This window comes from Actinomadura oligospora ATCC 43269 (assembly GCF_000518265.1).
GTDB classification, from domain to species: Bacteria; Actinomycetota; Actinomycetes; order Streptosporangiales; family Streptosporangiaceae; genus Spirillospora; species Spirillospora oligospora.
The window spans coordinates 1-22,617 of the sequence record NZ_JADG01000024.1 but is presented as its reverse complement, the minus strand read 5'-3'; the positions used below and the strand labels follow the sequence as shown (position 1 = coordinate 22,617).

General features: G+C 71.8%; 16 protein-coding genes. 11 read left to right on the top strand and 5 right to left on the bottom strand.

Going from position 1 to position 22,617, the window contains the following annotated elements; genetic code table 11:
* Positions 1–90: 90 nt before the first annotated feature.
* On the bottom strand, positions 91–1,710 hold the full coding sequence (locus P696_RS0130305) for an apolipoprotein A1/A4/E domain-containing protein (RefSeq protein WP_026415276.1): 1,620 nt from the start codon (positions 1,708–1,710) through the stop codon (positions 91–93).
* A 579-nt stretch (positions 1,711–2,289) separates the two neighbouring features.
* Positions 2,290–3,567 carry a class I SAM-dependent methyltransferase gene (locus tag P696_RS0130300; RefSeq protein WP_026415275.1) on the bottom strand — a complete coding sequence of 426 codons (1,278 nt, stop codon included), beginning with the start codon at positions 3,565–3,567 and terminating at the stop codon, positions 2,290–2,292.
* Positions 3,568–3,902: 335 nt separating this feature from the next.
* Between P696_RS0130300 and groES the strand changes: the two genes are divergently transcribed.
* The 4 genes from groES to P696_RS0130280 all read left to right on the top strand — a co-directional run bounded on the left by groES (position 3,903) and on the right by P696_RS0130280 (position 8,138).
* Positions 3,903–4,211 carry a co-chaperone GroES gene (gene groES / locus P696_RS0130295; protein ID WP_034487853.1) on the top strand — a complete coding sequence of 103 codons (309 nt, stop codon included), beginning with the start codon at positions 3,903–3,905 and terminating at the stop codon, positions 4,209–4,211.
* Positions 4,212–4,295: 84 nt separating this feature from the next.
* Positions 4,296–5,924 carry a chaperonin GroEL gene (groL, locus tag P696_RS0130290; protein ID WP_026415273.1) on the top strand — a complete coding sequence of 543 codons (1,629 nt, stop codon included), beginning with the start codon at positions 4,296–4,298 and terminating at the stop codon, positions 5,922–5,924.
* 682 nt (positions 5,925–6,606) lie between these two features.
* Positions 6,607–7,155, top strand: a complete 549-nt coding sequence (locus tag P696_RS0130285) for a sigma-70 family RNA polymerase sigma factor (RefSeq protein ID WP_117355923.1) — start codon at positions 6,607–6,609, stop codon at positions 7,153–7,155.
* Entirely contained in the window at positions 7,152–8,138 is a 987-nt protein-coding gene (locus tag P696_RS0130280) for a hypothetical protein (protein ID WP_026415271.1), read from the top strand. Before P696_RS0130285 ends, P696_RS0130280 begins: the two co-directional genes overlap by 4 nt.
* Positions 8,139–8,228: 90 nt before the next feature.
* Here the strand turns inward: P696_RS0130280 and P696_RS0130275 are convergent, their stop codons facing one another.
* Entirely contained in the window at positions 8,229–8,612 is a 384-nt protein-coding gene (locus P696_RS0130275) for a DUF5319 domain-containing protein (protein ID WP_026415270.1), read from the bottom strand.
* A gap of 296 nt (positions 8,613–8,908) precedes the next feature.
* Here P696_RS0130275 and guaB point away from each other — a divergent pair, with 296 nt between their 5' ends.
* From guaB to P696_RS49115, 4 genes are all read left to right on the top strand, one after another.
* A complete protein-coding gene (gene guaB / locus P696_RS0130270; protein WP_026415269.1) occupies positions 8,909–10,408 on the top strand; it encodes an IMP dehydrogenase in 1,500 nt (499 codons plus the stop codon).
* 132 nt (positions 10,409–10,540) lie between these two features.
* Complete coding sequence (locus tag P696_RS0130265; RefSeq protein ID WP_026415268.1) at positions 10,541–11,650, top strand: GuaB3 family IMP dehydrogenase-related protein; 1,110 nt, start codon at positions 10,541–10,543, stop codon at positions 11,648–11,650.
* A 330-nt stretch (positions 11,651–11,980) separates the two neighbouring features.
* A complete protein-coding gene (locus tag P696_RS0130260; RefSeq protein WP_034487846.1) occupies positions 11,981–13,720 on the top strand; it encodes a glycerol-3-phosphate dehydrogenase/oxidase in 1,740 nt (579 codons plus the stop codon).
* A gap of 444 nt (positions 13,721–14,164) precedes the next feature.
* On the top strand, positions 14,165–15,298 hold the full coding sequence (locus tag P696_RS49115) for a phospholipase D-like domain-containing protein (RefSeq protein ID WP_170026613.1): 1,134 nt from the start codon (positions 14,165–14,167) through the stop codon (positions 15,296–15,298).
* Between the two features lie 109 nt (positions 15,299–15,407).
* Here the strand turns inward: P696_RS49115 and P696_RS0130250 are convergent, their stop codons facing one another.
* Positions 15,408–15,986, bottom strand: a complete 579-nt coding sequence (locus P696_RS0130250) for a TetR/AcrR family transcriptional regulator (RefSeq protein WP_084338451.1) — start codon at positions 15,984–15,986, stop codon at positions 15,408–15,410.
* Positions 15,987–16,439: 453 nt separating this feature from the next.
* Here P696_RS0130250 and P696_RS0130245 point away from each other — a divergent pair, with 453 nt between their 5' ends.
* From P696_RS0130245 to P696_RS49110, 3 genes are all read left to right on the top strand, one after another.
* The gene (locus tag P696_RS0130245; protein WP_051468372.1) at positions 16,440–18,023 is read left to right on the top strand and encodes a succinic semialdehyde dehydrogenase; all 1,584 of its coding nucleotides are present in this window, start codon (positions 16,440–16,442) and stop codon (positions 18,021–18,023) included.
* Positions 18,024–18,041: 18 nt separating this feature from the next.
* Positions 18,042–19,790 (top strand): FAD-dependent oxidoreductase, encoded by a 1,749-nt coding sequence (locus P696_RS0130240; RefSeq protein ID WP_026415264.1) that lies wholly within the window; start codon positions 18,042–18,044, stop codon positions 19,788–19,790.
* A 141-nt stretch (positions 19,791–19,931) separates the two neighbouring features.
* Complete coding sequence (locus P696_RS49110; RefSeq protein ID WP_034487843.1) at positions 19,932–20,669, top strand: DNA alkylation repair protein; 738 nt, start codon at positions 19,932–19,934, stop codon at positions 20,667–20,669.
* Positions 20,670–20,969: 300 nt separating this feature from the next.
* Here P696_RS49110 and P696_RS0130230 read toward each other — a convergent pair whose 3' ends face one another.
* Positions 20,970–21,767, bottom strand: a complete 798-nt coding sequence (locus tag P696_RS0130230; RefSeq protein WP_245627876.1) for a zinc metalloprotease — start codon at positions 21,765–21,767, stop codon at positions 20,970–20,972.
* Between the last annotated feature and the right edge of the window lie 850 nt (positions 21,768–22,617).

Below are 22,617 nucleotides of genomic sequence, written 5' to 3'. Positions count from 1 at the left end.
ACGTGAGCAGGCGCACGTCGCGGGGGCGGGGTGTCGCCGCGCGGGCCGTCCGGCCACGCGTGCGGGACGCCCCGCCCCCGGCGGTGCTGCTCAGTCCTTGCCCCCGTCGCGGCGCGGGCGCAGCAGCGCCTCGGCCAGGGCGAGCATGGTCTCCTCCAGCGTGGACAGCCGCTTGAGCACGTCCTCGTGCACCGCCGTCACCTGCTTGGTGACGTCGCCGTGCACGTCGTCGACCTTGCGGCCCACCTCGCCCTGGACGTCCTCGAACCGGCGGCCCAGCGCCTCCTGCACGGCCTCGGCGCGGCGCGTGACCTCCTCCTGGACGCCGTCGACGCGGCGGGAGAAGTCCTCCTGGACGCCGCCGACCCGGCGGGACACGTCCTCGTGGATCGAGTCGACCTGCTTGGTGACGTCCTCGTGGATGTCGTCGATCCGCTTGGACACGTCGTCGTGCACCCCGCTGACCTGCCGTGACACCTCGTTGTGCACCGACTCGACCTGCTTGGTGACATCGGTGTGCACCGACTCGACCCGGCGGGACACGATGTCGACCTGGGTGGTGAACTCCAGCAGCGCGGAGTCGACCTTGCGGGTGACCTCCTCGTGGATCCCCTCGATCCGGTTGCGGACGTCCTCGTGCACGTCCTCGAACCGCCGGGAGAACTCGTCCATCCGCTTGGCGACGTCGCTGTAGGCCGTCCTGGCGATCTGCGACATGGTCGCCTTGACCTCGTCCCTGTCCGGCCGGGCGCGCAGCTCCTCGATCAGCGGGTCGACCGCGTCGGCGAGGTGCTTCTCCAGCGCGTCGAACCGGTCGCTGTGGTCGACGACCGGACGCTGCACCAGCTCGGCGATCTTGCGGTGCAGCTCGCCGATCTCCAGCGTGGCGGGCAGCCGCCCGATCCGCTCGTTGACGCCGTCGATCCGGTCGTCCACGCCCTCGAACCGGCCGTCCAGGCCCTCCAGCTTGCCCGACAGCCCGGCGAGCCGGCCGTCGAGCCCGCCCAGCCGTCCGTCCAGGCCGTCCAGGCGCCCGCCGACGCCCTCGACGCGGCCGTTGACGGCCTCCAGGCCCTGCTCGACCCGGTCGGCCATCTCGCCGAGGGACTGGTCGACCCGGGTGGTCACGCCGTTGATGGAGTGCTCCAGGCGCTCCGCCCGGTGCCCCATCTCCGCCAGGGACTTGTCCAGCCGGTTGAAGCGGACGGACGCGGCCTCCATGCTCCCTTGCAGCTTGTCGAGCCGCTTGGCCATCTCCTCCATGCGCTGGGTCGCCTGCCGGGTGGCGTCGGCGATGCCCTGGGCGTTGTCGAGCACGGCCTGCATGCGGGTGAGGCCCTCGTCGACGTTCTCGGCGACCACGCCGACGTCGGCCCACAGCGCTGGCAGCTCGGCGACCGGCTTGACCCGCTCGCCGACCGCCTCGATGTGCTCCGCGAGCCCCTCGGCCCACTCCGGAGGCTTGCTGGACAGGTCGTCCACCTGCCCGCGGACGCTGTCGAGCTGTCCGGTGAGGCCGCTGAGCTCACGCTCGCGCACCTCGCGGAGCAGCCACTCCATCCCCTCAAGGCGCTGCCGGATCTCGTCCAGGACCTGCCCCTGTGAGCGCTGTTCGTAGACATGGTCCTGCGCCGCACGGGCGAGCAACTCCCGCATCCGGTCCGAGACCGGTTGACCCCCCGTCTGCAGGAAGTTGTGATTCGTTTCCACCCGATGCTCCTTCGTGTGCCGACGCGGCGAATTGGCGCAACGGCAGTGATTTCTGAACGCCTCACTGTAGTGCGTGCCGGGGGCGGCGATATGCACTAGCAAGGAAAATTACGAGTTCTGTGGAATGGGCTTTCTCGCCCTACTGGAGAGTTAGGTCACCGATCATCCCGGCCGGGGTTTTCTCCCCGGTTCGGTCAAGGTTCCGCCGGTTGTGGCGGCGCCGCCCCCGGTACGGACGGGCAAGCCGCCGGGCGCGGACCCGCCGGAGCGCGGAACAAGTCCGCACATCTCGCCGAACACCCTCGTCCCGGTCGGGGTGAGGATGGTCGGCCGGCGGGCCGCGCACCCGTCCGGCGAGATACCGTCACGTGCGTGGCCGACCATTCCAGGATGTCATTTCGGAGCGGCCTCGAAGGTGTTCGCGACGCGCCGATTAGGCATTTCGTCAAATGACCTTGGCGGGCGCGCTGCAATCGTTGGCTAACGCGATGCCGGAATGCGCGCACTATTTGCGTGATCGTGGCGCGCCGCGCGGTCCGGCTTGGCCGCCGGAAGCGATGTGAAGATCATTGGGCTGGATTAGCCCGTAGGCCGCGCGAGGACGGCCACCGGGTCGTCCCCCACGCGGGTCAGCACGACGACGATCTCGCCGCCCGTGCCCGTGCGACGCCCGCCGAAGCCGAGATCGCGGCGCAGCCGCTCGACGTCCGCGGCGAAGCCGCGCTTCTTGATCGTCAGGATCCCGGCGCCGCGCCGCCGCAGCTCGGCCCGGAGCCGTTTGACCGAGAACGGCAGGACGTCCTCGATCTCGTAGGACGCCCCGAACGGGGTCTCCGTCAGGGTGTCGGACGTGATGTAGGCGATACGCGGGTCGACCAGCCCCCCGCCGACCATCGCCGCGACCTCCGCGACCAGGTGCGCCCGGATGACCGCTCCGTCCGGCTCGTACAGATATCGCCCCCAGCCCCGGATCTCCGGGTCCCCGAGCCCGTCGTCCGGCGCCAAGGTCACAACCTCCGTCCGGCTACGGGTGCCCACGCCGCCGCCCGTGGGGGCGTGCTCGTGCGCGGGCGCGTAGGTCGAACCCTGGGCGGACGGGATGAGGGTGGCACGGCGGCGGACGGTCCCGGCGAGGTCGCCGAGCCAGAGGGCGGCCTCCTTCACGTCCCCGCCGACCGAGATCCACTCGGCCTCCGCGCCGTCCGGGACGGCCTCGTGCGGGATGCCCGGCGCGACCTTCACGCAGGCGGCCGGGACGCTCTGGGCCAGTGCCAGGACGACGTCCAGCGGCGGCTCGTACGCGCGCGGGTCGAAGATCCGTCCGCGCGCGGTCCGACGCCCCGGATCGGCGAACACCGCGCCGTACCCGGACGGATCGACCGCCGTCCCATCGCCCACCCGGACGGACGCCAGATCGTCCAGCCCGAAGGTCGCGAGGTTGGCCGCCGCGACCTCGGCCGTGAGCGGATCCAGTTCGACGCCGTCGCCCGGCACCCCGGCCAGGGCGCGCGCGACGAGATCGGCCCCGATCCCGCAGCCGACTTCCAACGTGCGGTGAATCTTCGGCGAATCCGCGAAGCGGCGGGCGCGGTGGGAGGCCACGCCCGCGCGCGTTGACTGCTCCAGCCCGGCCGGAGTGAAGAACATGCGGGACGCGTCGTCCCCGAACTTGGCGCGCGCCCGATCCCGCAGCCGGAGCTGCGTCAGCGCGGCGTTGACCAGCTCGGCGGGGAACCGGCCGCGCAGCCGCGTGGCGGTCGCGAGCAGCCCCGCCTCGGTCAGGTCGGCGCCGTCCGCCTCGGCGAGCAGGTCCCGGCCGAGCGGTGTCAGCAGGTCGCGGAACGCCTCGGTGTCCATAGCCTGGACGGTAGCGCCCGCGTGGGAGCGCCCGTGCGGCGTGTCCGCGCCTGACCAGGTGCCGACCCGCGCGGGAGAGTCGTCCCGGGGGTCCGGATGTCCGCTCCGAAGACCGGACATCCGGGGCGAAGAGACGGGCTCGGCGCGGTTCGTGTTGACGGCTTACCGGGTCGGGCATAGTCTCCATGACTGGCACTCTCAGTGTGAGAGTGCCAAACAGCGACAAGGTCGGTCTGGCACCCGCGACGACAGGCCGGTCCAGGGTCGCCTCTCTGTCATCTGTGCTGGTCGGCCCGTGAGGCCGGCCGAGGACCAATCGAAGGGGAGGTCTGATCGTGACGACCGCCACCAAGGTTGCTCTCAAGCCGCTTGAGGACCGCATCGTCGTCCAGCCGCTTGAGGCCGAGACCACCACCGCGTCGGGTCTGGTCATTCCGGACACCGCCAAGGAGAAGCCGCAGGAGGGCACCGTCCTCGCTGTGGGACCGGGCCGTGTCGACGACAAGGGCCAGCGCGTCGAGCTCGACGTGAAGGTCGGCGACGTCGTGCTGTACAGCAAGTACGGCGGCACCGAGGTCAAGTACAACAACGAGGAGTACCTCGTGCTCTCGGCTCGCGACGTCCTCGCGATCATCGAGAAGTAATCACCGAGACGTGATGCACCCGCCCCGTCCGGCCGCCGTTGGCGGGCGGCCGGGGCGGCGCGCTTGATAGAGGAGATCAACAGCATGGCGAAGATCCTGGAATTCGACGAGGACGCTCGCCGGGCTCTTGAGCGCGGCGTCAACGCTCTCGCGGACGCCGTCAAGGTGACGATCGGCCCGCGCGGCCGCAACGTCGTCATCGACAAGAAGTTCGGCGCGCCGACCATCACCAACGACGGCGTCACCATCGCCCGCGAGGTGGAGCTCGAGGACCCGTACGAGAACCTCGGGGCCCAGCTCGCCAAGGAAGTGGCGACCAAGACCAACGACATCGCCGGTGACGGCACCACCACCGCGACCGTGCTCGCCCAGGCGCTCGTCCGCGAGGGCCTGCGCAACGTCGCGGCCGGCGCGTCCCCGCTGTCGCTGAAGCGCGGCATGGACCTCGCCGCCCAGTACGTGTCCGACAAGCTCCTCAAGACCGCCCGCGAGGTGGAGGAGAAGGGCGAGATCGCGCACGTCGCGACCATCTCCGCGCAGGACGCCAAGATCGGCGAGCTGATCGCCGAGGCGTTCGAGAAGGTCGGCAAGGACGGCGTCATCACCGTCGAGGAGGCCCACACCATGGGCCTCGAGCTGGAGTTCACCGAGGGCCTCCAGTTCGACAAGGGCTACCTGTCGCCGCACATGGTCACCGACCCCGAGCGCATGGAGGCCGTCCTGGAGGACGCCTACGTGCTCATCGTGGACGGCAAGATCGGCAACGTGCAGGAGTTCCTGCCGCTGGCCGAGAAGGTCGCGCAGACCAAGAAGCCGCTGCTGGTCGTGGCCGAGGACGTCGAGGGCGAGGCCCTGGCGCTGCTGGTCGCCAACAAGATCCGCGGCACCTTCCTGTCCGTCGCGGTGAAGGCCCCCGGCTTCGGCGACCGCCGCAAGGCGATGCTCGGCGACATGGCCGTCCTCACCGGCGGCCAGGTCGTGTCCGAGTCGCTCGGCCTCAAGCTCGACACCATCGGCGTCGAGGACCTCGGCCGCGCCCGCCGCATCACGGTGGACAAGGACTCCACCACCATCGTGGACGGCGAGGGCAGCGCCCAGGAGATCTCCGACCGGGTCAACCAGATCAAGGTCGAGATCGACAACTCCGACTCCGACTGGGACCGCGAGAAGCTCCAGGAGCGCCTGGCCAAGCTGTCCGGCGGCGTGTGCGTCCTGCGCGTCGGCGCCGCGACCGAGGTCGAGCTCAAGGAGAAGAAGCACCGCCTGGAGGACGCCATCTCGGCGACCCGCGCGGCCATCGAGGAGGGCATCGTGTCCGGCGGCGGCTCCGCCCTGGTGCACGTCGCCAAGGAGGGCTTCGAGGACCTCGGCCTCAACGGCGACGAGGCCACCGGCGCCGAGGCGCTGCGCCGCTCGCTCGTCGAGCCGCTGCGCTGGATCTCCGAGAACGCGGGCCAGGAGGGCTACGTCGTGGTCTCCAAGGTCCAGGAGCTCGACGCGGGCCACGGCTTCAACGCCGCGACCGGCGTCTACGGCGACCTGGTCGCCCAGGGCGTCATCGACCCGGTCAAGGTCACCCGCTCCGCCGTCACCAACGCCGCGTCCATCGCCGGCATGCTCCTCACCACCGAGGCTCTCGTCGTCGAGAAGCCCGAGGACGAGGAGCCCGCCGCCGGTGGCGGTCACGGCCACGGCCACGGGCACGGCCACTGAATTCATTGAACTCCCGGCTCCGCGTCCTCGCCTGGCGGCTCGGACGCGGCCCGGCAGTTCGTGCGAGTGCGGCATCGCTTCGCGATCAACCGGGCGGGGGCTCGCCTTCGGCGTCGCCCCCGCCCGGTTGGTAACGCACTCGCGTGCGCATGCAGGTCCCCGTTCTCGGACGGGGACCTTTTGCGTTTCTCAGGCGGGTTGGGCGCTTGTCCGGTTTGACCGGGCCTGTGTGTTCCTGTGCCGTGTGCCGCTCGGCACCCCGCTCCGCTGGCGGGACTTTCGAGGCTGGGCGGGGTGGGTTGTGTGGGGTTGCTCGGGGATGTCCGGCTTGGGTGCTCGTGCGGGTGCTCGTGCTGGTTCATGTGCGGCTTCACGGGCGTTTTCCCGTGCGCGCGAAAGAGTCACCGGGCGGGGTCGGCTGACCGCGTTTCGTGGCATTCGAGCGGGTCGTCCGTGCACTGTGACCATTCCGTTGCCGTGGACAGTGGAGACAGGTCCGGGCCTGCTGGGCATCATGCTCTACGTGACCGAGGGATGCTTCGCCGGGACGACGACCGCGCGCGCTGCCGAACCCTCGGGGGGTCCGGGTCCGCCGGGACCCGCCGACGGCGGGCACGAGGGGCGGGCCCTGAGGTCGGTCCCGGGCCGCGTGCCACGCCCGGCCGGTCCGCCGGACGGGGACATGCGGGAGCTGACCAGCCTCGCCGTCCAGGGGGATCCGGCCGCGATCGAGGTGCTGATCGCCGAGGTCCGGCCGATGGTCGTGCGGTACTGCCGGGCCCGGCTCGGCCGGGTGTCGGGGCAGTACCACATCGCCGACGACGTGGCCCAGGAGGTCTGCATCGCGGTGCTGTCGGCGCTGCCGCGCTACCGCGACATGGGGCGTCCGTTCGCCTCGTTCGTGTTCGGCATCGCCGCGCACAAGATCGCCGACGCGCTGCGCAGCGCGGTGCGCGCCGCCGTCCCGACCGAGGACCTGCCGGACGGCCCCGACGAGGGGCCCGGCCCGGAGGAGACGGTCGTCCGCTACATCGAGGCGCAGCGGGCCCGCGACCTGCTCACCCGGCTCCCCGACCACCAGCGTGAACTGGTGCTGCTGAGGGTGGTCGCCGGATTGTCGGCGGAGGAGACCGGTAATGTGCTCGGCATGTCCGCGGGGGCCGTCCGGGTCGCCCAGCACCGCGCCCTGGCCCGGCTGCGGGCGATGGCACGAGAGGAGTCGATCGCTTGACGGAACGGAGCCGCGGCGCCCCGGATCCGACCGAGCCCCCCTGTCAGGACGACGCCCCCACCCGCTCGGCCGACCTGTCCGCGCTGTACCGCACCGACGCGCTGTTCGAGGCCCTCGCGGCCCGAGGCCGTCCCGGCTCCCCCCTGCCCCCGGCCCCGGGGCGGCGGTTCCCGTCCGGCTCCGATCCGGTGCTCGGGCTGCTCGGCGCGCTGGTCGCCGATGTCGACGATGGGCTGCCGTCCGCGTCCGGCGCCCGTCCGCGGCTTCATCGCACCGTTGAGACCGTGACCCGGCATGGAGCGGATGCCGTTTCGGCCGAGGCCGCGGTGGCCGACGGCGTGGGTGTCGTGGATGGTGCGAGCCTGTCGGCCGTCCTGCCGGACGAGTCCGACGCCGTTTCGCTCGAGCCCGGCGAGGTGGCGGCCGGTCGCTCCGGCTCGGACGGCGCGTCCCGCCGGGACGGCGACGGGGACGTGCCTGACCAGCAGCAGGGGAGCGGGTCGTCGCGGCGGGGCCCGCGCACGATCGTGGCGCTCGGCGTCGTGGGCGCGGTGCTGGCCACGACCGGTGTCGCGGCGGCGGGCGTTGGGCTGACCGAGGATCAGACCGCCACGTCCCAGGCTCGTACGGCCGAGAGGGGCCACATGCCCGGGCAGGTCAAGGTGGGTGAGGACGGCCCGTCGTCGCTGAAGCCGAAGCCGCCTGCCGGTGGCCGTCCTGGGCCGACGCCCCAGAAGCGCGCGCACGAGGAGAAGCACCGGGCCGGACGGTCCGGTGCGTCCCGCCCAGGGACGTCGAAGCGCGGCATGTCGGATGAGGAACGGCTCAGGGACCGCCTGGACGAGCTGCTGCACAGTCGCCCACCGCGGCGTCCTCCGGCGCGTCCCGACCTGGCCGGGCAGGTGCGGCGGCGTTTGGACGAGATCCGGCGGCGGGTCGAGCACCGGATCGCGCAGTCGCGCGCCGGGCACCCACGTTCCTGACGGTGCGGGCCCCTTGCTCCTATGCCTGAGCGGTCGGGGCGGTTCTGGTCCTGGGGACCAGACGGTGGGTGGTCGTGACGGCGGCGGGCGTCAGGAGTTGCCCTCCTCGCTGTCGATCACGCCGTCCACGTAGCCGCGGGCGTACTCCCAGCTGACGTAGTCGACGGGGTCGGGGGCCAAGGCGGGCTCGTGGACCCGCGGGAGGCCCTCGTCCAGGAGGTGGCGCAGGTTGCCGTGCAGCAGATCCCAGTCGATGTAGTGGATCTTGCCGCAGTCGCCGCAGTCCACGGTCAGGCCGCGGACGCCGAGCGGCTCCAGCAGGGCGCGGAAGACCTCCAGGTCGGCGAGGTCGGCGAGCACGTCCTCGCGCTCCGCCACGCTGAGCGGAGCGACGTCCTCCCCGGGGTCGCCGAGCGAGGCGGCCGGATCCTCCGGGTCGCCGGCGAACGGGTCGAGCGGGGCATCGTCGTGCACGACTCCACGCTACTGCGCCGCCCCCTCCGAGGTGCACCCCCCGGTCTCCTCTGAGCGCGAACGCCTGTCGCGCGTGGGCCCTGGGACGCGCGGGAAGGGCCGTGCGGAAGGGGAATGCGCAGGTGGCCGGAGTCGTTGCACACCGTAATCGGGGGCGGTGGACGTGTCGCGAAAACCACGCCCGGCGTGCCGCGAACGGGCCGGGCGGCCATGTGGCACGCCCTACCATGGACAGCACACCGCCGTGACCTCGTGTGACACCGTTGACCTGGCCGGATACCGCGCAAGGAGCCATGATGAACCCCGCAGCAGAGCCCGCCAAGTTCCTCCCGACGGGGCTGACCTTCGACGATGTGCTCCTGCTCCCGGGATATTCGGACATGCAGCCCGGCGAGGCCGACACCACGACCCGGCTGACCCGCGACATCTCGCTGCGCATCCCGCTGGTGTCGGCCGCGATGGACACCGTGACCGAGGCGCGCACCGCGATCGCGATGGCCCGCCAGGGCGGCATCGGCGTGCTGCACCGCAACATGTCGATCGAGGAGCAGGCGAGCGAGGCCGACAAGGTCAAGCGGTCCGAGGCCGGGATGATCACCAACCCGGTGACCTGCCTGCCGGACGCGACGCTCGCCGACGTCGAGGAGATGTGCGCCCGGTACCGGATCTCCGGCGTCCCGGTGACCGACGTGCGCGGCGTCCTGGTAGGCATCGTGACGAACCGGGACATGCGCTTTGAAACCGACCTCTCCCGGCCCGTCCGCGAGGTGATGACGGCGATGCCGCTGATCACCGCGCCGGTGGACGTGGCGAAGGACGAGGCGTTCCGGCTGCTCGCCACCAACAAGATCGAGAAGCTGCCGCTGGTGGACGACCAGAACCGGCTGCGCGGCCTGATCACCGTCAAGGACTTCACCAAGAGCGAGCAGTACCCGGTCTCCAGCAAGGACGCGGGGGGCCGGCTCCTGGTCGCCGCCGCGGTCGGCGTCGGCGAGGACGCGCTCCGCCGCGCGGACGCGCTGATCGAGGCCGGAACCGACGTGGTCATCGTGGACACCGCGCACGGCCACTCCAAGGGCGTCGCCGACACCATCGCGACGATCAAGGCGAACGCGAGGGGCGTCCAGGTCGTCGGCGGCAACATCGCCACCTACGCGGGCGCGAAGGCGCTGATCGAGGCGGGCGCGGACGCGGTGAAGGTCGGCGTCGGGCCGGGGTCGATCTGCACCACCCGCGTGGTCGCCGGGGTCGGCGTCCCGCAGCTCACCGCCATCTTCGAGGCGGGCCGGGCGGCCCAGGAGAGCGGCGTCCCGGTGATCGGCGACGGCGGCATCCAGTACTCCGGCGACATCGCCAAGGCGCTGGTCGCGGGCGCCGACACGGTCATGCTCGGCAGCCTGCTCGCGGGCATCGAGGAGTCGCCGGGCGAGCTGATCTTCGTCCACGGCAAGCAGTACAAGTCCTACCGCGGCATGGGCTCGCTCGGCGCGATGCGCAACCGCGAGCGCGGCGGCTCGTACTCCAAGGACCGCTACGCCCAGGCGGACGTGTCGTCCGAGGAGAAGCTGATCCCCGAGGGCGTCGAGGGCCAGGTGCCCTACCGCGGCCCGCTCGCGAACGTCGCCCACCAGCTGGTCGGCGGCCTGCACCAGTCGATGTGGTACGCGGGCACCCGCACCATCCCCGAGCTCCAGCGCTCCGGGCAGCTGATGCGGATCTCCAGCGCCGGCCTGCGGGAGAGCCACCCGCACGACATCCAGATGACCGTCGAGGCCCCGAACTACCAGGGCCGCTGACCGGCTGTAGTCTCACGGGCGTGTTCTCCGGTCCTGCGGGGAATGCCGTAGACCATGGCGTCCGCCGCTCGCGCGGTGGACGCCGCCAAGCGACACCGAGACTGGGGAAAAGGAACCGCTGTGGCTGCTGAGGTGGAGATCGGCCGGGGGAAGAGCGGCCGCCGGGCCTACGCGTTCGACGAGATCGGGATCGTGCCGTCCCGGCGGACGCGCGACCCGGAGGAGGTCAGCGTCGCCTGGCAGATCGACGCCTACCGGTTCGAGATGCCGCTGGTCGTCGCGCCGATGGACAGCGTCGTCTCGCCCGCGACGGCGATCGCGGTCGGCCGCCTCGGCGGCCTGGCCGTCCTCGACCTCGAGGGCCTGTGGACCCGGTACGAGAACCCCGAGCCGCTGCTCGCCGAGATCGCCTCGCTGGACGACGTCCGCGCCACCCAGCGGCTCCAGGAGATCTACTCCGCGCCGATCAAGGAGGAGCTGATCGGCCGCCGGATCGCCGAGGTCCGGGAGGCGGGCGTGACCGTCGCGGCGCGGCTGTCCCCGCAGCGCACGGCGCAGTTCCACAAGGCCGTCATCGACGCCGGGGTCGACCTGTTCGTGATCCGCGGCACCACGGTCTCGGCCGAGCACGTGTCCGGACGCGCCGAGCCGCTGAACCTCAAGCAGTTCATCTACGACCTGGACGTCCCGGTCATCGTCGGCGGCTGCTCCACCTACACCGCCGCTCTGCACCTGATGCGGACGGGCGCGGCGGGCGTCCTGGTCGGCTTCGGCGGCGGCTCGGGCCACACCACCCGGACCGTCCTCGGCGTGGCCGTCCCCATGGCGACCGCGGTGGCCGACGTCGCCGCCGCGCGCCGCGACTACATGGACGAGTCGGGCGGCCGGTACGTCCACGTCATCGCGGACGGCGGCATGACCAACTCGGGCGAGATCGCCAAGGCGTTCGCCTGCGGCTCGGACGCCGTCATGGTCGGCTCCCCGTTCGCCCGCTCGACCGAGGCCCCGGGCCGCGGCTACCACTGGGGCTCCGAGGCGCACCACGGCGACGTCCCGCGCGGCACCCGCCTCGACCTCGGCACGATCGGCACCCTGCAGCAGATCCTGCACGGCCCGTCCCACGTGGCGGACGGCTCGATGAACCTCATCGGCGCCCTCCGCCGCTCGATGGCCACGGCCGGGTACACCGAGCTGAAGGACTTCCAGCGCGTCCAGGTCGTGGTCGCCCCGCACGGCCACTGATCCTCTGATCTTCTCGAAAAAGAGCGGCCTCGCCCCCAACGGGCGGGGCCGCTCGCACGTTGTTAAGGGTGTGAGGGGTGTGAGGGGGTGTTGTGGCGGGGAGGTGAATTTCCGGATTCGGTCAGCGAGGGGTGGGCGGTCGGCGGGGCGGTCGTGAGCGCGATCTTGGCAGGTCGTCGCGGGTGTGGTCTCTCGCGCTGGTGTGCCGTCGTCGGCGTGGTCGGCGGGGACGGGCCGGGCTGGGACGCGGCTCGTGGTGGCTCGAGGGTGGCACGCTCCTTACTGTTGGGTAGGAATCGGACCTGACGACCGGGTGCAAGGGGAGACGCGATGACGGGATCACCGGTGACCGCCCTCGGGAGCTCGCGGCTCGGGCCCGCCGAGCGCGCGGCGGCCCTCGACGAGATGGTGCGCGAGGAGTACGACGTCGTGGTGGTCGGCGGCGGGATCGTCGGCGCGGGCGCGGCGCTGGACGCCGCCACCCGCGGCCTGTCGGTCGCCGTGGTCGAGGCGCGCGACTTCGCCTCGGGCACCTCGTCGCGGTCGTCCAAGCTCATCCACGGCGGGCTGCGCTACCTGGAGCAGTACAACTTCGAGCTGGTCCGGGAGGCGCTGACCGAGCGGAGCCTGCTGCTCCAGCAGATCGCGCCGCATCTGGTGCGGCCTGTGCCGTTCCTGCTGCCGACCACGCACCGGGTGTGGGAGCGGGGGTACTTCGGCGCGGGCGTGGCGCTCTACGACGCGCTGGCGTTCCAGATGGGCAGCACCCGGGGCGTCCCGGGCCACCGGCACCTGACCCGGCGCGGCGCGCTGAAACTGGCCCCGTCGCTGCGCAAGGACGCGTTCGTTGGAGCGATCCAGTACTGGGACGCCCAGATGGACGACGCCCGCTACGTGATGATGGTGCTGCGCACGGCCGCCGAGTACGGCGCGCGGATCGCCTCGCGCACGCAGGTCACCGGCTTCCTGCGGGAGGGGGAGCGGGTCACGGGCGTGAGGATCCGCGACCTGGAGACCGGCACCACCGGTGAGGTGCGCGCCAAGCAGGTCGTCAACGCGACCGGCGTGTGGACCGACGACATCCAGGAACTGGTCGGCGGGCGCGGGCAGATCCACGTCAAGTCGTCCAAGGGCATCCACCTGGTCGTGCCGAAGGACCGGATCCACTCGGCGACGGGGATCATCCTGCGCACCGAGAAGTCCGTGCTGTTCGTCATCCCGTGGGGACGGCACTGGATCATCGGCACCACCGACACCGCCTGGGACCTGGACCGCGCGCACCCCGCCGCGTCCAAGGCCGACATCGACTACGTCCTCGACCACGTCAACGCCGTCCTGAAGACGCCGCTCACGCACGACGACGTGGAGGGCGTGTACGCGGGCCTGAGGCCGCTGCTGACCGGCGAGACCGACGAGACGTCCAAGCTGTCGCGCGAGCACGTCGTGGCGCACCCGGTGCCGGGGCTGGTGCTGGTCGCGGGCGGCAAGTTCACCACCTACCGGGTGATGGCCAAGGACGCCATCGACGCGGTCGTCCACGGCCTGGACGGCCGGATCGCCGAGTCCTGCACCGACCGGGTCGCGCTGGTGGGCGGCGACGGGTTCGTCCCGATGTGGAACGCGCGGCACCGGCTCGCGGCGCGCTCCGGGCTGCACGTCGCGCGGATCGAGCACCTGCTGCGCCGCCACGGCACGCTGACCGACGACCTGCTCCGGCTGATCGCCGAGAAGCCCGACCTCGGCCGTCCGCTGGGCGGCGCCGACGACTACCTGCGCGCCGAGATCGTCTACTCCGCGACCCACGAGGGCGCCCGCCACCTGAACGACGTCCTGGCCCGCCGCACCCGCATCTCCATCGAGACCTGGGACCGGGGCGTCGGCGTCGCCCAGGAGGCCGCCGACCTGCTCGCCCCCGTCCTCGGCTGGTCCAAGCGCCAGCGCGACCGCGAGATCGAGTACTACCGCAAGCGCATCGAGGCCGAGCGCGACTCCCAGACCCAGGACGGCGACCAGGAGGCCGACGCCCGCCGCCGGGGCGCCCCCGACATCGTCCCCGTCACCGCCCCCTGACCCCGCGCCCGGGATCCCGTCCGACCTCCGGGCGCTCGTCGGCCACTCCACCGGGGCTCGGGCGCATCGCGCTCACCGGACGGCGCCTTGTCCGGAACCGGCCTTCGCCCGTTCCGCGCGCGCTGGTGGGGGCGAGGGAGTTTGGTGGGATTTGCCTGGTTTGAGGGGTGGGTGGATTGTCGGTGAGGCGAGAGAGCCGGTGGATGGTGGCGAGAAGTGTCGCTTCAGGGGATTCTCGTGGGGGTTGATTGTTGGTAATGTCCCGATCTTGTCGTGTTCGAAGGTCGGGGGGGTCTCGTGCGACACGTCGCCCTTGTTCTGTGTGGGCTGGTCGTCGCTGGTGCGGCGACGGGGCTGGGGGCCGCTGCGGCCTCGGCCGAAGAGGGAGTGCGCCCTGCGGCCACCCCTGGGGGTGGATCGCGGGTCTGGTCCCCGACCCGGAACGTGCCCGCGAGCGGCACCCGGCGCGTGTACGTCACGCAGGGGCCCCGGTTCAATCTGCCCAGCAAGGACAAGCAGAAGGCCGGAGCGCTCGACCTCTACATCAAGAGCCTGATCCGGAACACGCCCGCGAAGGCGGAGATCGACGTCGCTCTGTTCAGGCTGCGTCAGTCGAGCATGGCGAAGGAACTGGTCGCCGCCAAGAAGCGCAAGGTGAAGGTGCGGGTCGTCATCGACAACGACTCGCTCTCCCAGGACCGGCCGGTGTACGACTACCTGGCCCGCAACCTGGGGACGAGCACGAGCGGGTCGTCCTGGATCGTGGTGTGCCCGAAGGGGCGCGGCTGCATCGCGCCGTCCGAGAAGGGCGTCTGGGCCAAGAACCACAACAAGTTCTACGCGTTCTCGCAGACGTACGCCTCGCGGAACGTGGTCGTCCAGACGTCGGGCAACGCGACCGGCGGCATGTACGCGGACTACAACGACGCCTACACGCTCGCCGACACCAAGCTCTACACGACCTACCGCGGCTACTTCTACACGCTGGCCAGGCACCAGGCGAACGGGGACTACTACCGGCAGACCTGGTCGGGCAAGCGCGCGGTCGCGTTCTTCCCGAAGGCGTCCGGCGACCCGGTCCTGGACGTCCTCAACCGGGTGCAGTGCTCGAGCGGGACGAAGATCCGGCTGTCCAGCGGCATCTTCAGCCGCACCGAGGTCGCCAAGACGCTGTCCAAGCTGGACGACCAGGGCTGTGACGTCCAGGTGGTCGCCGCGACCTTCGGGACGGGCACGCTGAAGGCGCTCAGCAAGCCGGGGAGCCACGGCGGGCCGAACGTGCACTACTTCACCGGCGAGGCGGTGAACAAGGCCCACTCCAAGTACCTGCTGATCGACGGGTCCTACAACGGCGGACGGCACCGCGTCATCCTCACCGGCAGCCACAGCTACACGTGGGACGCGCTCCGGCACAACGACGAGGCGATGCTGAGCCTCATGGACAGCTCGGCCTTCCCCGCCTACACCTCCAACTTCGCAACGGTCTTCGCCGCCGCCAAGGGCAAGCTGTGGATCATGCCCGGCGTCCAGTCGCAGGGCAACGCCCCGATCGCCCCGCCCGGCGCGTCCGACGACTGAGCCTTCACCGGACGCCCCGGCGAGCTCCAGGCTCCGGGGCGTGAAAGAGGCTTGATTGCGGGCTTCGGGCCGCGTCCGGGCAGGCCGGACGCGGCCCGTGCGCGTGTGGTCAGTCGTCGCCGAGGATGAGGCGCATGGCGGTTCCGTACAGTTCGGCCGGGACGCGGTCGGGGTCCAGCAGGTGCTGGAGGGACAGGCCCGCGTCGAGGGCGACCGCGAGCGTGGCGCGGTCGTGGGGGGAGACGCCGCCGGAGTCGGGCAGGTCGCGGGCGAGGTCGTCGCGGCATTCGGCGTACCAGTCGGCGATCCGCCAGCCCGCCGCGTAGTCGCGCATCCCGAACAGCCAGAACTCGGCGAGCAGCAGGGCGGTCAGGCGGGCCCGGCCCCCCTCCAGGCGGCGGCGGTAGGCGAGACCGGCGCGTTCGAACCGCTCCGCGGGCGGACGGCTCGTGTCGTGCAGTTCCGCGCACGTCCGGGTGCCGATGCGCTCGCGCGTGCAGTACTCCAGCAGCGCGAGCAGCAGGTCGGTCTTGCCCGCGAAGTTCGAGTACACCGCGCCCTTGGTCAGCCCGGCCGCGGACGCCACGTCGTCCAGGGAAGCGCCGTGGACGCCGTGCTCCGCCCACAGCCGCTCGGCCGCCTCCAGCAGCGCCGCGCGCGTCATCTCCCGCCGTTCCCGCCGGGTCATCTCCCGCTGCCTCATCGCCGGTTCGGCGTGGCGGATCCGCGGGTGAGGGGGCGGGGTGCCGGGGGCCGGCGGGTGTTCGGGGGTCTGTGAGGGGTCGGGGGTCTGTGGGTGCTCGGGGGTCTGTGGGGGGTCGGGTTCGTGGTCGGTCGTTCGGTCCGGTCCCGTCGCGCCGCCCGCGAAGGTCATGTAAGGGTTCCCCTCTCGTCGGGCACGCTGCCGCCGGGCCCGGGGCGGGCGGCAGCGATACGGCCCGGGCGGCGCGACGGCGACGCGCCTGGTGTCTCCTCCTGGGTCCGGCTTACACCGGAGGGACGGGCCGGGTCCCGGCAACCGACCAAGTCGGTCAATCTGGAACGTTCCGTTTCTTCGCAGGTGAGATGTGCCGTAATTCACGGAAAGCAAGTCGTTACTGGTGGGTAGCCACCGGTGCTCGGGGAGCCTTAGTCTGCACGCATGGCATCTCCGACGGTCCCCGCCCCGGGGGCGGCCGCGTACCGGCTGCCGCAACACAAGATCGACCGGTTGGCCTCGCACATCGCGTCCGGTGAGGACGCGCCCACCGTGACCATCCCCACCCCCTTCACCGGGGAGCCGCTCGCGACTCTGCCGCTGACGACGGCCGGTGACATCACGCGCGCGTACGAGCGCGCCCGGCGCGCCCAGCGGGAATGGGCCGCGCTGCCCGTCCGCGACCGGGTCAGGCCGTTCCTCGCCCTGCCGGACGCGCTCGTGGCCCGGCGCTCGGAGATCCTCGACGTCATCCAGCTGGAGACGGGCAAGGCCCGGCGGCACGCGATGGAGGAGTTCCTCGACGTCGCGCTCTGCTCGCTGCACTACGCGCGTCGCGCGGAGAAGCTGTTGAGGCCGCAGCGGCGCCGCAGCACGATGCCCGGTCTCACGCGCGTGCAGGAGCTGCGCCACCCGAAGGGTGTCGTCGCGCTCATCTCGCCGTGGAACTACCCGTTCTCGCTCGGCGCGTCCGACATCGTGCCCGCGCTCCTGGCCGGGAACGCCGTCCTGCACAAGCCGGACACCCAGACCTGCCTGTCCAGCCTGTGGGTGCTGGACCTGCTCGTCTCCCTCGGCCTGCCGCGCGACCTGTGGCAGGTCGTGATCGGCGACCCGGCCGAGATCGGCGACCCGCTGCTGGACGCCGCCGACTACGTGTCGTTCACCGGGTCCACGCGCGGCGGCAAGGCGATCGCCGAGCGGGTCGCGCCGCGCCTGGTGTCGTACTCGCTGGAGCTCGGCGGCAAGAACCCGATGATCGTCCTGGACGACGCGGACGTGGAGCGCGCCGCGCGCGGGGCCGTCCGCGCGTGCTTCACCAACGCCGGGCAGCTGTGCATCTCGATCGAGCGCCTGTACGTCCACGAGGCGATCCACGACCGGTTCGTGCCGCGGTTCGTCCAGCTGGTCAAGGACATGCGGCTCGGGACCGGGCTGGACTTCGAGGCGTCCATGGGGTCGCTGACCTTCCAGCGGCAGCTCGACAACGTCACGGCGCACGTCGACCAGGCCGTCCGGGAGGGCGCGACGGTCCTCGCGGGCGGGAAGGCGCGCCCGGACATCGGCCCGCTGTTCTACGAGCCGACCGTCCTCACCGGCGTCACGTCCGACATGGACCTGTGCGCCAGCGAGACGTTCGGCCCGGTCGTCTCGGTCTACAAGTTCTCGGACGTCGACGAGGTCATCGACGTCGCGAACGACACGCCCTACGGGCTCAACGCCTCCGTCTGGACCCGGGACGTCGCGCGGGGCCGCCGCGTCGCCGCGCGCCTCCAGGCCGGGACGGTCAACGTGAACGACGGCTACGGCGCCGCGTTCATCTCCTACGACGCGCCGATGGGCGGGTTCAAGCAGTCCGGCGTCGGACGGCGGCACGGCTCGGAGGGCCTGCTGAAGTTCACCGAGGCGCAGACGGTCGCCAGCCAGCACTGGATCGACCTCGAACCGCCGGGCGGGGTCGGTTACGACACGTTCGCCGACCTGCTGGCGAACGGCGTCAAGGTCATGAAGAAGCTCCGGATCAAGTAGACGGGACGGGCGCGGGCGATGCACGACTATGACGTCCTGGTCATCGGGTCGGGGTTCGGCGGCAGTGTGACCGCGCTGCGGCTGACCGAGAAGGGGTACCGGGTCGGCGTGATCGAGGCGGGACGCCGCTTCGACAGCGGGCAGTCGGGGGCCGCGGGCGCGCGGCATCCTGGCCTGCCGAAGAACAACTGGCGCGTCGCCCGGTACGTCTGGGCGCCCGCGCTCGGCCTCACCGGCATCCAGCGCATCCACCTGATCCGGGGCCGCTCGTCCAGCCGCGTCATGGTGCTCGCGGGGGCCGGGGTCGGCGGCGGATCGCTGAACTACGCCAACACCCTCTACGTCCCGCCGGAGCCGTTCTTCAGGGACCGGCAGTGGGCGCACATCACCGACTGGCAGGCCGAGCTCGCCCCCTATTACGACCAGGCGAAACGGATGCTGGGGGTCGTCCAGAACCCGACGATCACGGCCGCGGACAAGGTGATGCGCAACGTCGCCGAGCGGATGGGCAAGGGCGACACATTCGTCCGGACGCCGGTCGGGGTGTACTTCGGGGACGGTCCGGGGCGGACGGCGAGCGACCCCTTCTTCGGTGGGGCGGGCCCGCAGCGGCGCGGCTGCACCGAGTGCGGCGAGTGCATGGTCGGCTGCCGGCACGGCGCGAAGAACATGCTCACCGAGAACTACCTGTACCTCGCGGAGAAGGCGGGCGCGCGGATCGTGCCGCTCAGCCGGGTCACGCAGGTCACGCCGCTCACCGGCGGCGGGTACTCGGTCGAGATCGTCCGGACGGGCTCGTTCGGGCGGAACCGGAAGACGCTGACCGCCGGGCAGGTCGTGTTCGCCGCCGGGACGTACGGGACGCAGAAGCTCCTGCACAAGCTCAAGACCACCGGCCGCCTGCCGCGCCTCTCGGACCGGCTGGGTCACTTGACCAGGACGAACTCCGAGGCGATCCTCGGCGCGGGACGGCGCAACGGGCACGCCGGGGAGGACTTCTCGCGCGGCGTCGCGATCACCTCGTCGTTCCACCCGACGCCCGACACGCACATCGAGCCCGTCCGGTACGGCAAGGGCTCGAACCTGATGGCGACCCTCCAGACGCTGCTCATCGACGGCGACCGGCCCGGCGAGAAGCACCGGCCGCGGCTGGTGAAGTTCCTGCGGGAGACCGTGCGGCGGCCGGGTGACCTCATCCAGCTGCTGGACGTGCGGCACTGGTCGGAGCGGACGGTCATCGCGCTGGTCATGCAGACCCGGGACAACTCGATCACGCTGCGCCCGCAGCGCGGCCCGCTCGGCTGGGACGTCCGCGCCGAGGCCGGGCACGGCGAGCCGAACCCGACCTGGATCCCGGAGGGGCACGCCGCCTCGCGTGAGATCGCCGAGGAGATCGGCGGGATCGCGGGCGGTACCTGGGGCGACCTGTTCGACATCCCGATGACCGCGCACTTCCTCGGCGGCTGCGTGATCGGCGACTCCCCGGAGTCCGGCGTCATCGATCCGTACCACCGCGTCTACGGCCACCCCGGCCTGCACGTCGTGGACGGCTCGGCGGTCTCGGCGAACCTGGGGGTCAACCCGTCCCTGACGATCACGGCGCAGGCGGAGCGGGCGATGTCGCTGTGGCCGAACAAGGGCGAGGACGACCTCCGTCCGGTGCTCGGGGCGTCCTACCAGCGCGTTTCGGCCGTCACGCCGAAGAACCCGGTCGTCCCGGCGGACGCCCCCGCCGCCCTGCGCCTGCCGATCGTCGACATCACCTGACCTCCGGGTCTGGGCTGCTGGGGGGCTGGCTTGGGCCGTCTGGGGTCGCTTGGGCCGTCTGGGGCCGGGCCTGGGGCTCTTGGGGCCTCTGGGGTCGCTTGGCGCCTCTGGGGCGGGATGGGTGGGCGTTAGGGTTCGGGCGTGGATGTGCCTGACGAGGTCAGCCGGATCGTTCGAGAGTTGCGCGCGCACGAGGATCCCGTGCGGTCGGAGGCTGAGCGGCGCTATCTGAAGAGTTCCTTCAGCCATATCGGGGTGCCGGTGCCCACGGTGCGCCGCATAGCGGTCGCGTCGGTGCGGGCGCGGCCGTCCCGGGACGACCTGTTGGCGCTGGTGGACGGCCTGTGGACGGTGACCGAGTCCGGCCGTCCGGTGCACGAGGTTCGCCTTGCCGCCGTCGAGGTGCTGGCCCGGCGGGTGGACGTCCTGGAGGCGTGGGACCTCGGGGCCGTCGAGCGGCTCGTGCGTGATTCCTGTACGTGGGCGCTGGTGGACGTCCTGGCCGAGAAGGTCGTCGGAGTGATGGCGCTGAGTTGTCCACAGGTTGCGGACGAGCTGGATGGATGGCTCGGCGACGAGTACATGTGGATACGGCGCACGGCGATCCTGGCGCTGCTGGCCGGAATCAGGCGGGAGACCCCCGACCTGGCACGCATCGATCACTACGGGGAGGTGTCGCTCGACGAGAAGGAGTTCTTCATTCGCAAGGCCGTCGGCTGGGTGCTGCGCGAACTGTCCAAGAAGGACCCGGCCTGGGTCACCGACTGGACGTCCCGCCACCTCGCCCGCATGTCGGGCGTGACCTTCCGCGAGGCCGTCCGCCGCCTTCCCCCCGAAACCACCGCGGCTCTCACCCAGGCCCGCGCCGCCGCCCCCTGACGACCCGTCCACGCCGGGTGGCCCGGAATCCCCCCAGGCGGCTCCCGGGCGTCCCTGGAGCAGCTCTGGCGCGCCGGAGCCGCTCTGGCGGGCCTGGAGGGCCGGCTGGCAGCGGTCCAGGAGTGCCCCGGAGCCGTCCTGAAGCGGCTTGGGATCATCCTGAAGCGGCCCCGGTGCCGCCCTGGAACGGAGTGGGGCTGACCTGCACGTCAGTGGGTGGCCAGGGGCGGCGTGGGCGAGTCCGGAGCGGCGTGGGCGGGCCAGGGGCGGCGTGGGTGGGTCAGAAGCGGCGTGGGCGGGTCAGGAGCGGTAGGCGGTGTACGCCTTGTGGGCGCGGACGCCCTGGTCGTGGGTGAACTGGGTCATGCAGGCGTCCCACGCGTAGTCCATGAAGTTGTGGACGGGGTCGGCGTCGGGCGCCGGGCAGGTGTCCTTGTTCGCGGGGCAGCCGTTGGTGGCGTCGCGCTCGGGCGGGGTGTCATCGACGTAGTCGCCCGGGCCGGTGCAGCCGCCCTCGAACGGGTGGAAGAGACCCAGCCAGTGCCCGGTCTCGTGGACGGCGCTGAACCCGTGGTTGAAGTGCTCGATCGTGCTGCCCGGCATGCTGCCGACGTGGATCACCACGCCGTCCATCTGCGGCGCGCCCTTGTACAGCCAGGGGAAGGTGGACCAGCCGAGGAGGTCGTCGCCGAGGTCGGCGCTGTAGAGGTTGAGCGCCCCCGCGTCGCCGCGGCGGAGCAGGGGCTTGAACTCCCGCTCGGTCGCCTCCGGGTTGGAGTACCAGGACGCGTTGTCGGAACGACTGATCGATTGGAGGTCGAACGAGAAGCCGGTGTCGGCTCCGCCGTACCGTCCGCCGTAGGCGGAGTTCAGCGCGGCGATCTGCTTGCGGACGAGCGCGTCGGAGATGTCTCCGGTGCTCCCGTTGTGCAACACGTGGAAGTACACCGGGATCCGCACCTGTTCGGACAGCCTCCGCCGCGCCCCGGACCCCGGAATCGCCGACGTCCGTGGCAGAACGGTCACCGGCGTGCCCAAGCGTGCCAGCAGCCCGTCCATCTGCCGCTCCACGGTCGCCGTCTCGTCCGCCCCGGCCACGTTCCGCTCCGGAACATGACTCCCCGACCGCACCCGCGCCTCGGCGCGGCCCACCTGGCCCCCCGTCCGCGTCCCCCCAAGGGAGGCCCCGGGCGGAAACGCGCCCGGTCGCACCATGCCCCGCAGACCACGAGGAGGGCTCACCACTCCGACCGGCCGAAACCCCTGGACTGCGACCAGACCCGTCACGGCCCCGACCGCCGCCCCCACCCCGCCACCCCCAGACCCCGGAGGCCCTCCAGCCAGAAGCGCCCCACTCCTCCCAGCCACCCCCGCAGCCCTGCCACCACCAACCCAACCCACCCGAACAGCACCCGAACGCCCCACACCGCCCTCGGCCGCCCCTCCCACGCCGCCCCCAAGGAGACGCACCGCGATCCCGTCCGCCACCCGTGCCGTGGTGTCGGTGGCCGTGCGGGCAGCGCCGCCGTCGACGCCCCCGTCGACCGGGCGCGCCGGTACGCCCCCGAGAAAGCGCACCGCGCGGCCGTCCGCCATCCGTGCCGTGCGGCCTCCAAGGAGACGTACGGCGAGGCCGTCCGCCAGGCGTGCCGTGGTGGCGGTGGTTGTGTGTGGTGTGCCGCCAGGGGGCAGGTGTGTCGTGCTGTCGCTGGTCGGGTGTTCCTCACGTCCGTTGGCCGGGCGCGTCGGGTTGGCGGTGGCTGGGGGTGTCGCGTTGCTGTTGGTCGGGGACGCGGCCCGGAGGAGGCGTACCGCAAGGCCGTCTGCCAGGCGTGCTGTGCCAGGGGTGGGGTGCGCCGCGTTGGCGTTGACCGGGGGTGCCGCGCTGGAGGCGACCGGGAGTGCCGGGGTGGCGGTGGTTGTGTGGGCTGGGCTGTTGGCTGGGGGG

Bases quoted from the DNA above. Each gene is read 5' to 3' on its own strand.
- guaB (WP_026415269.1), top strand. From the start codon at position 8,909: ATGAACCCCGCAGCAGAGCCCGCCAAGTTCCTCCCGACGGGGCTGACC.
- groL (WP_026415273.1), top strand. From the start codon at position 4,296: ATGGCGAAGATCCTGGAATTCGACGAGGACGCTCGCCGGGCTCTTGAG.
- P696_RS0130260 (WP_034487846.1), top strand. From the start codon at position 11,981: ATGACGGGATCACCGGTGACCGCCCTCGGGAGCTCGCGGCTCGGGCCC.
- P696_RS0130300 (WP_026415275.1), bottom strand. From the start codon at position 3,567: ATGGACACCGAGGCGTTCCGCGACCTGCTGACACCGCTCGGCCGGGAC.
- P696_RS0130250 (WP_084338451.1), bottom strand. From the start codon at position 15,986: ATGACCCGGCGGGAACGGCGGGAGATGACGCGCGCGGCGCTGCTGGAG.
- P696_RS0130285 (WP_117355923.1), top strand. From the start codon at position 6,607: ATGCGGGAGCTGACCAGCCTCGCCGTCCAGGGGGATCCGGCCGCGATC.
- P696_RS0130240 (WP_026415264.1), top strand. From the start codon at position 18,042: ATGCACGACTATGACGTCCTGGTCATCGGGTCGGGGTTCGGCGGCAGT.
- P696_RS0130245 (WP_051468372.1), top strand. From the start codon at position 16,440: ATGGCATCTCCGACGGTCCCCGCCCCGGGGGCGGCCGCGTACCGGCTG.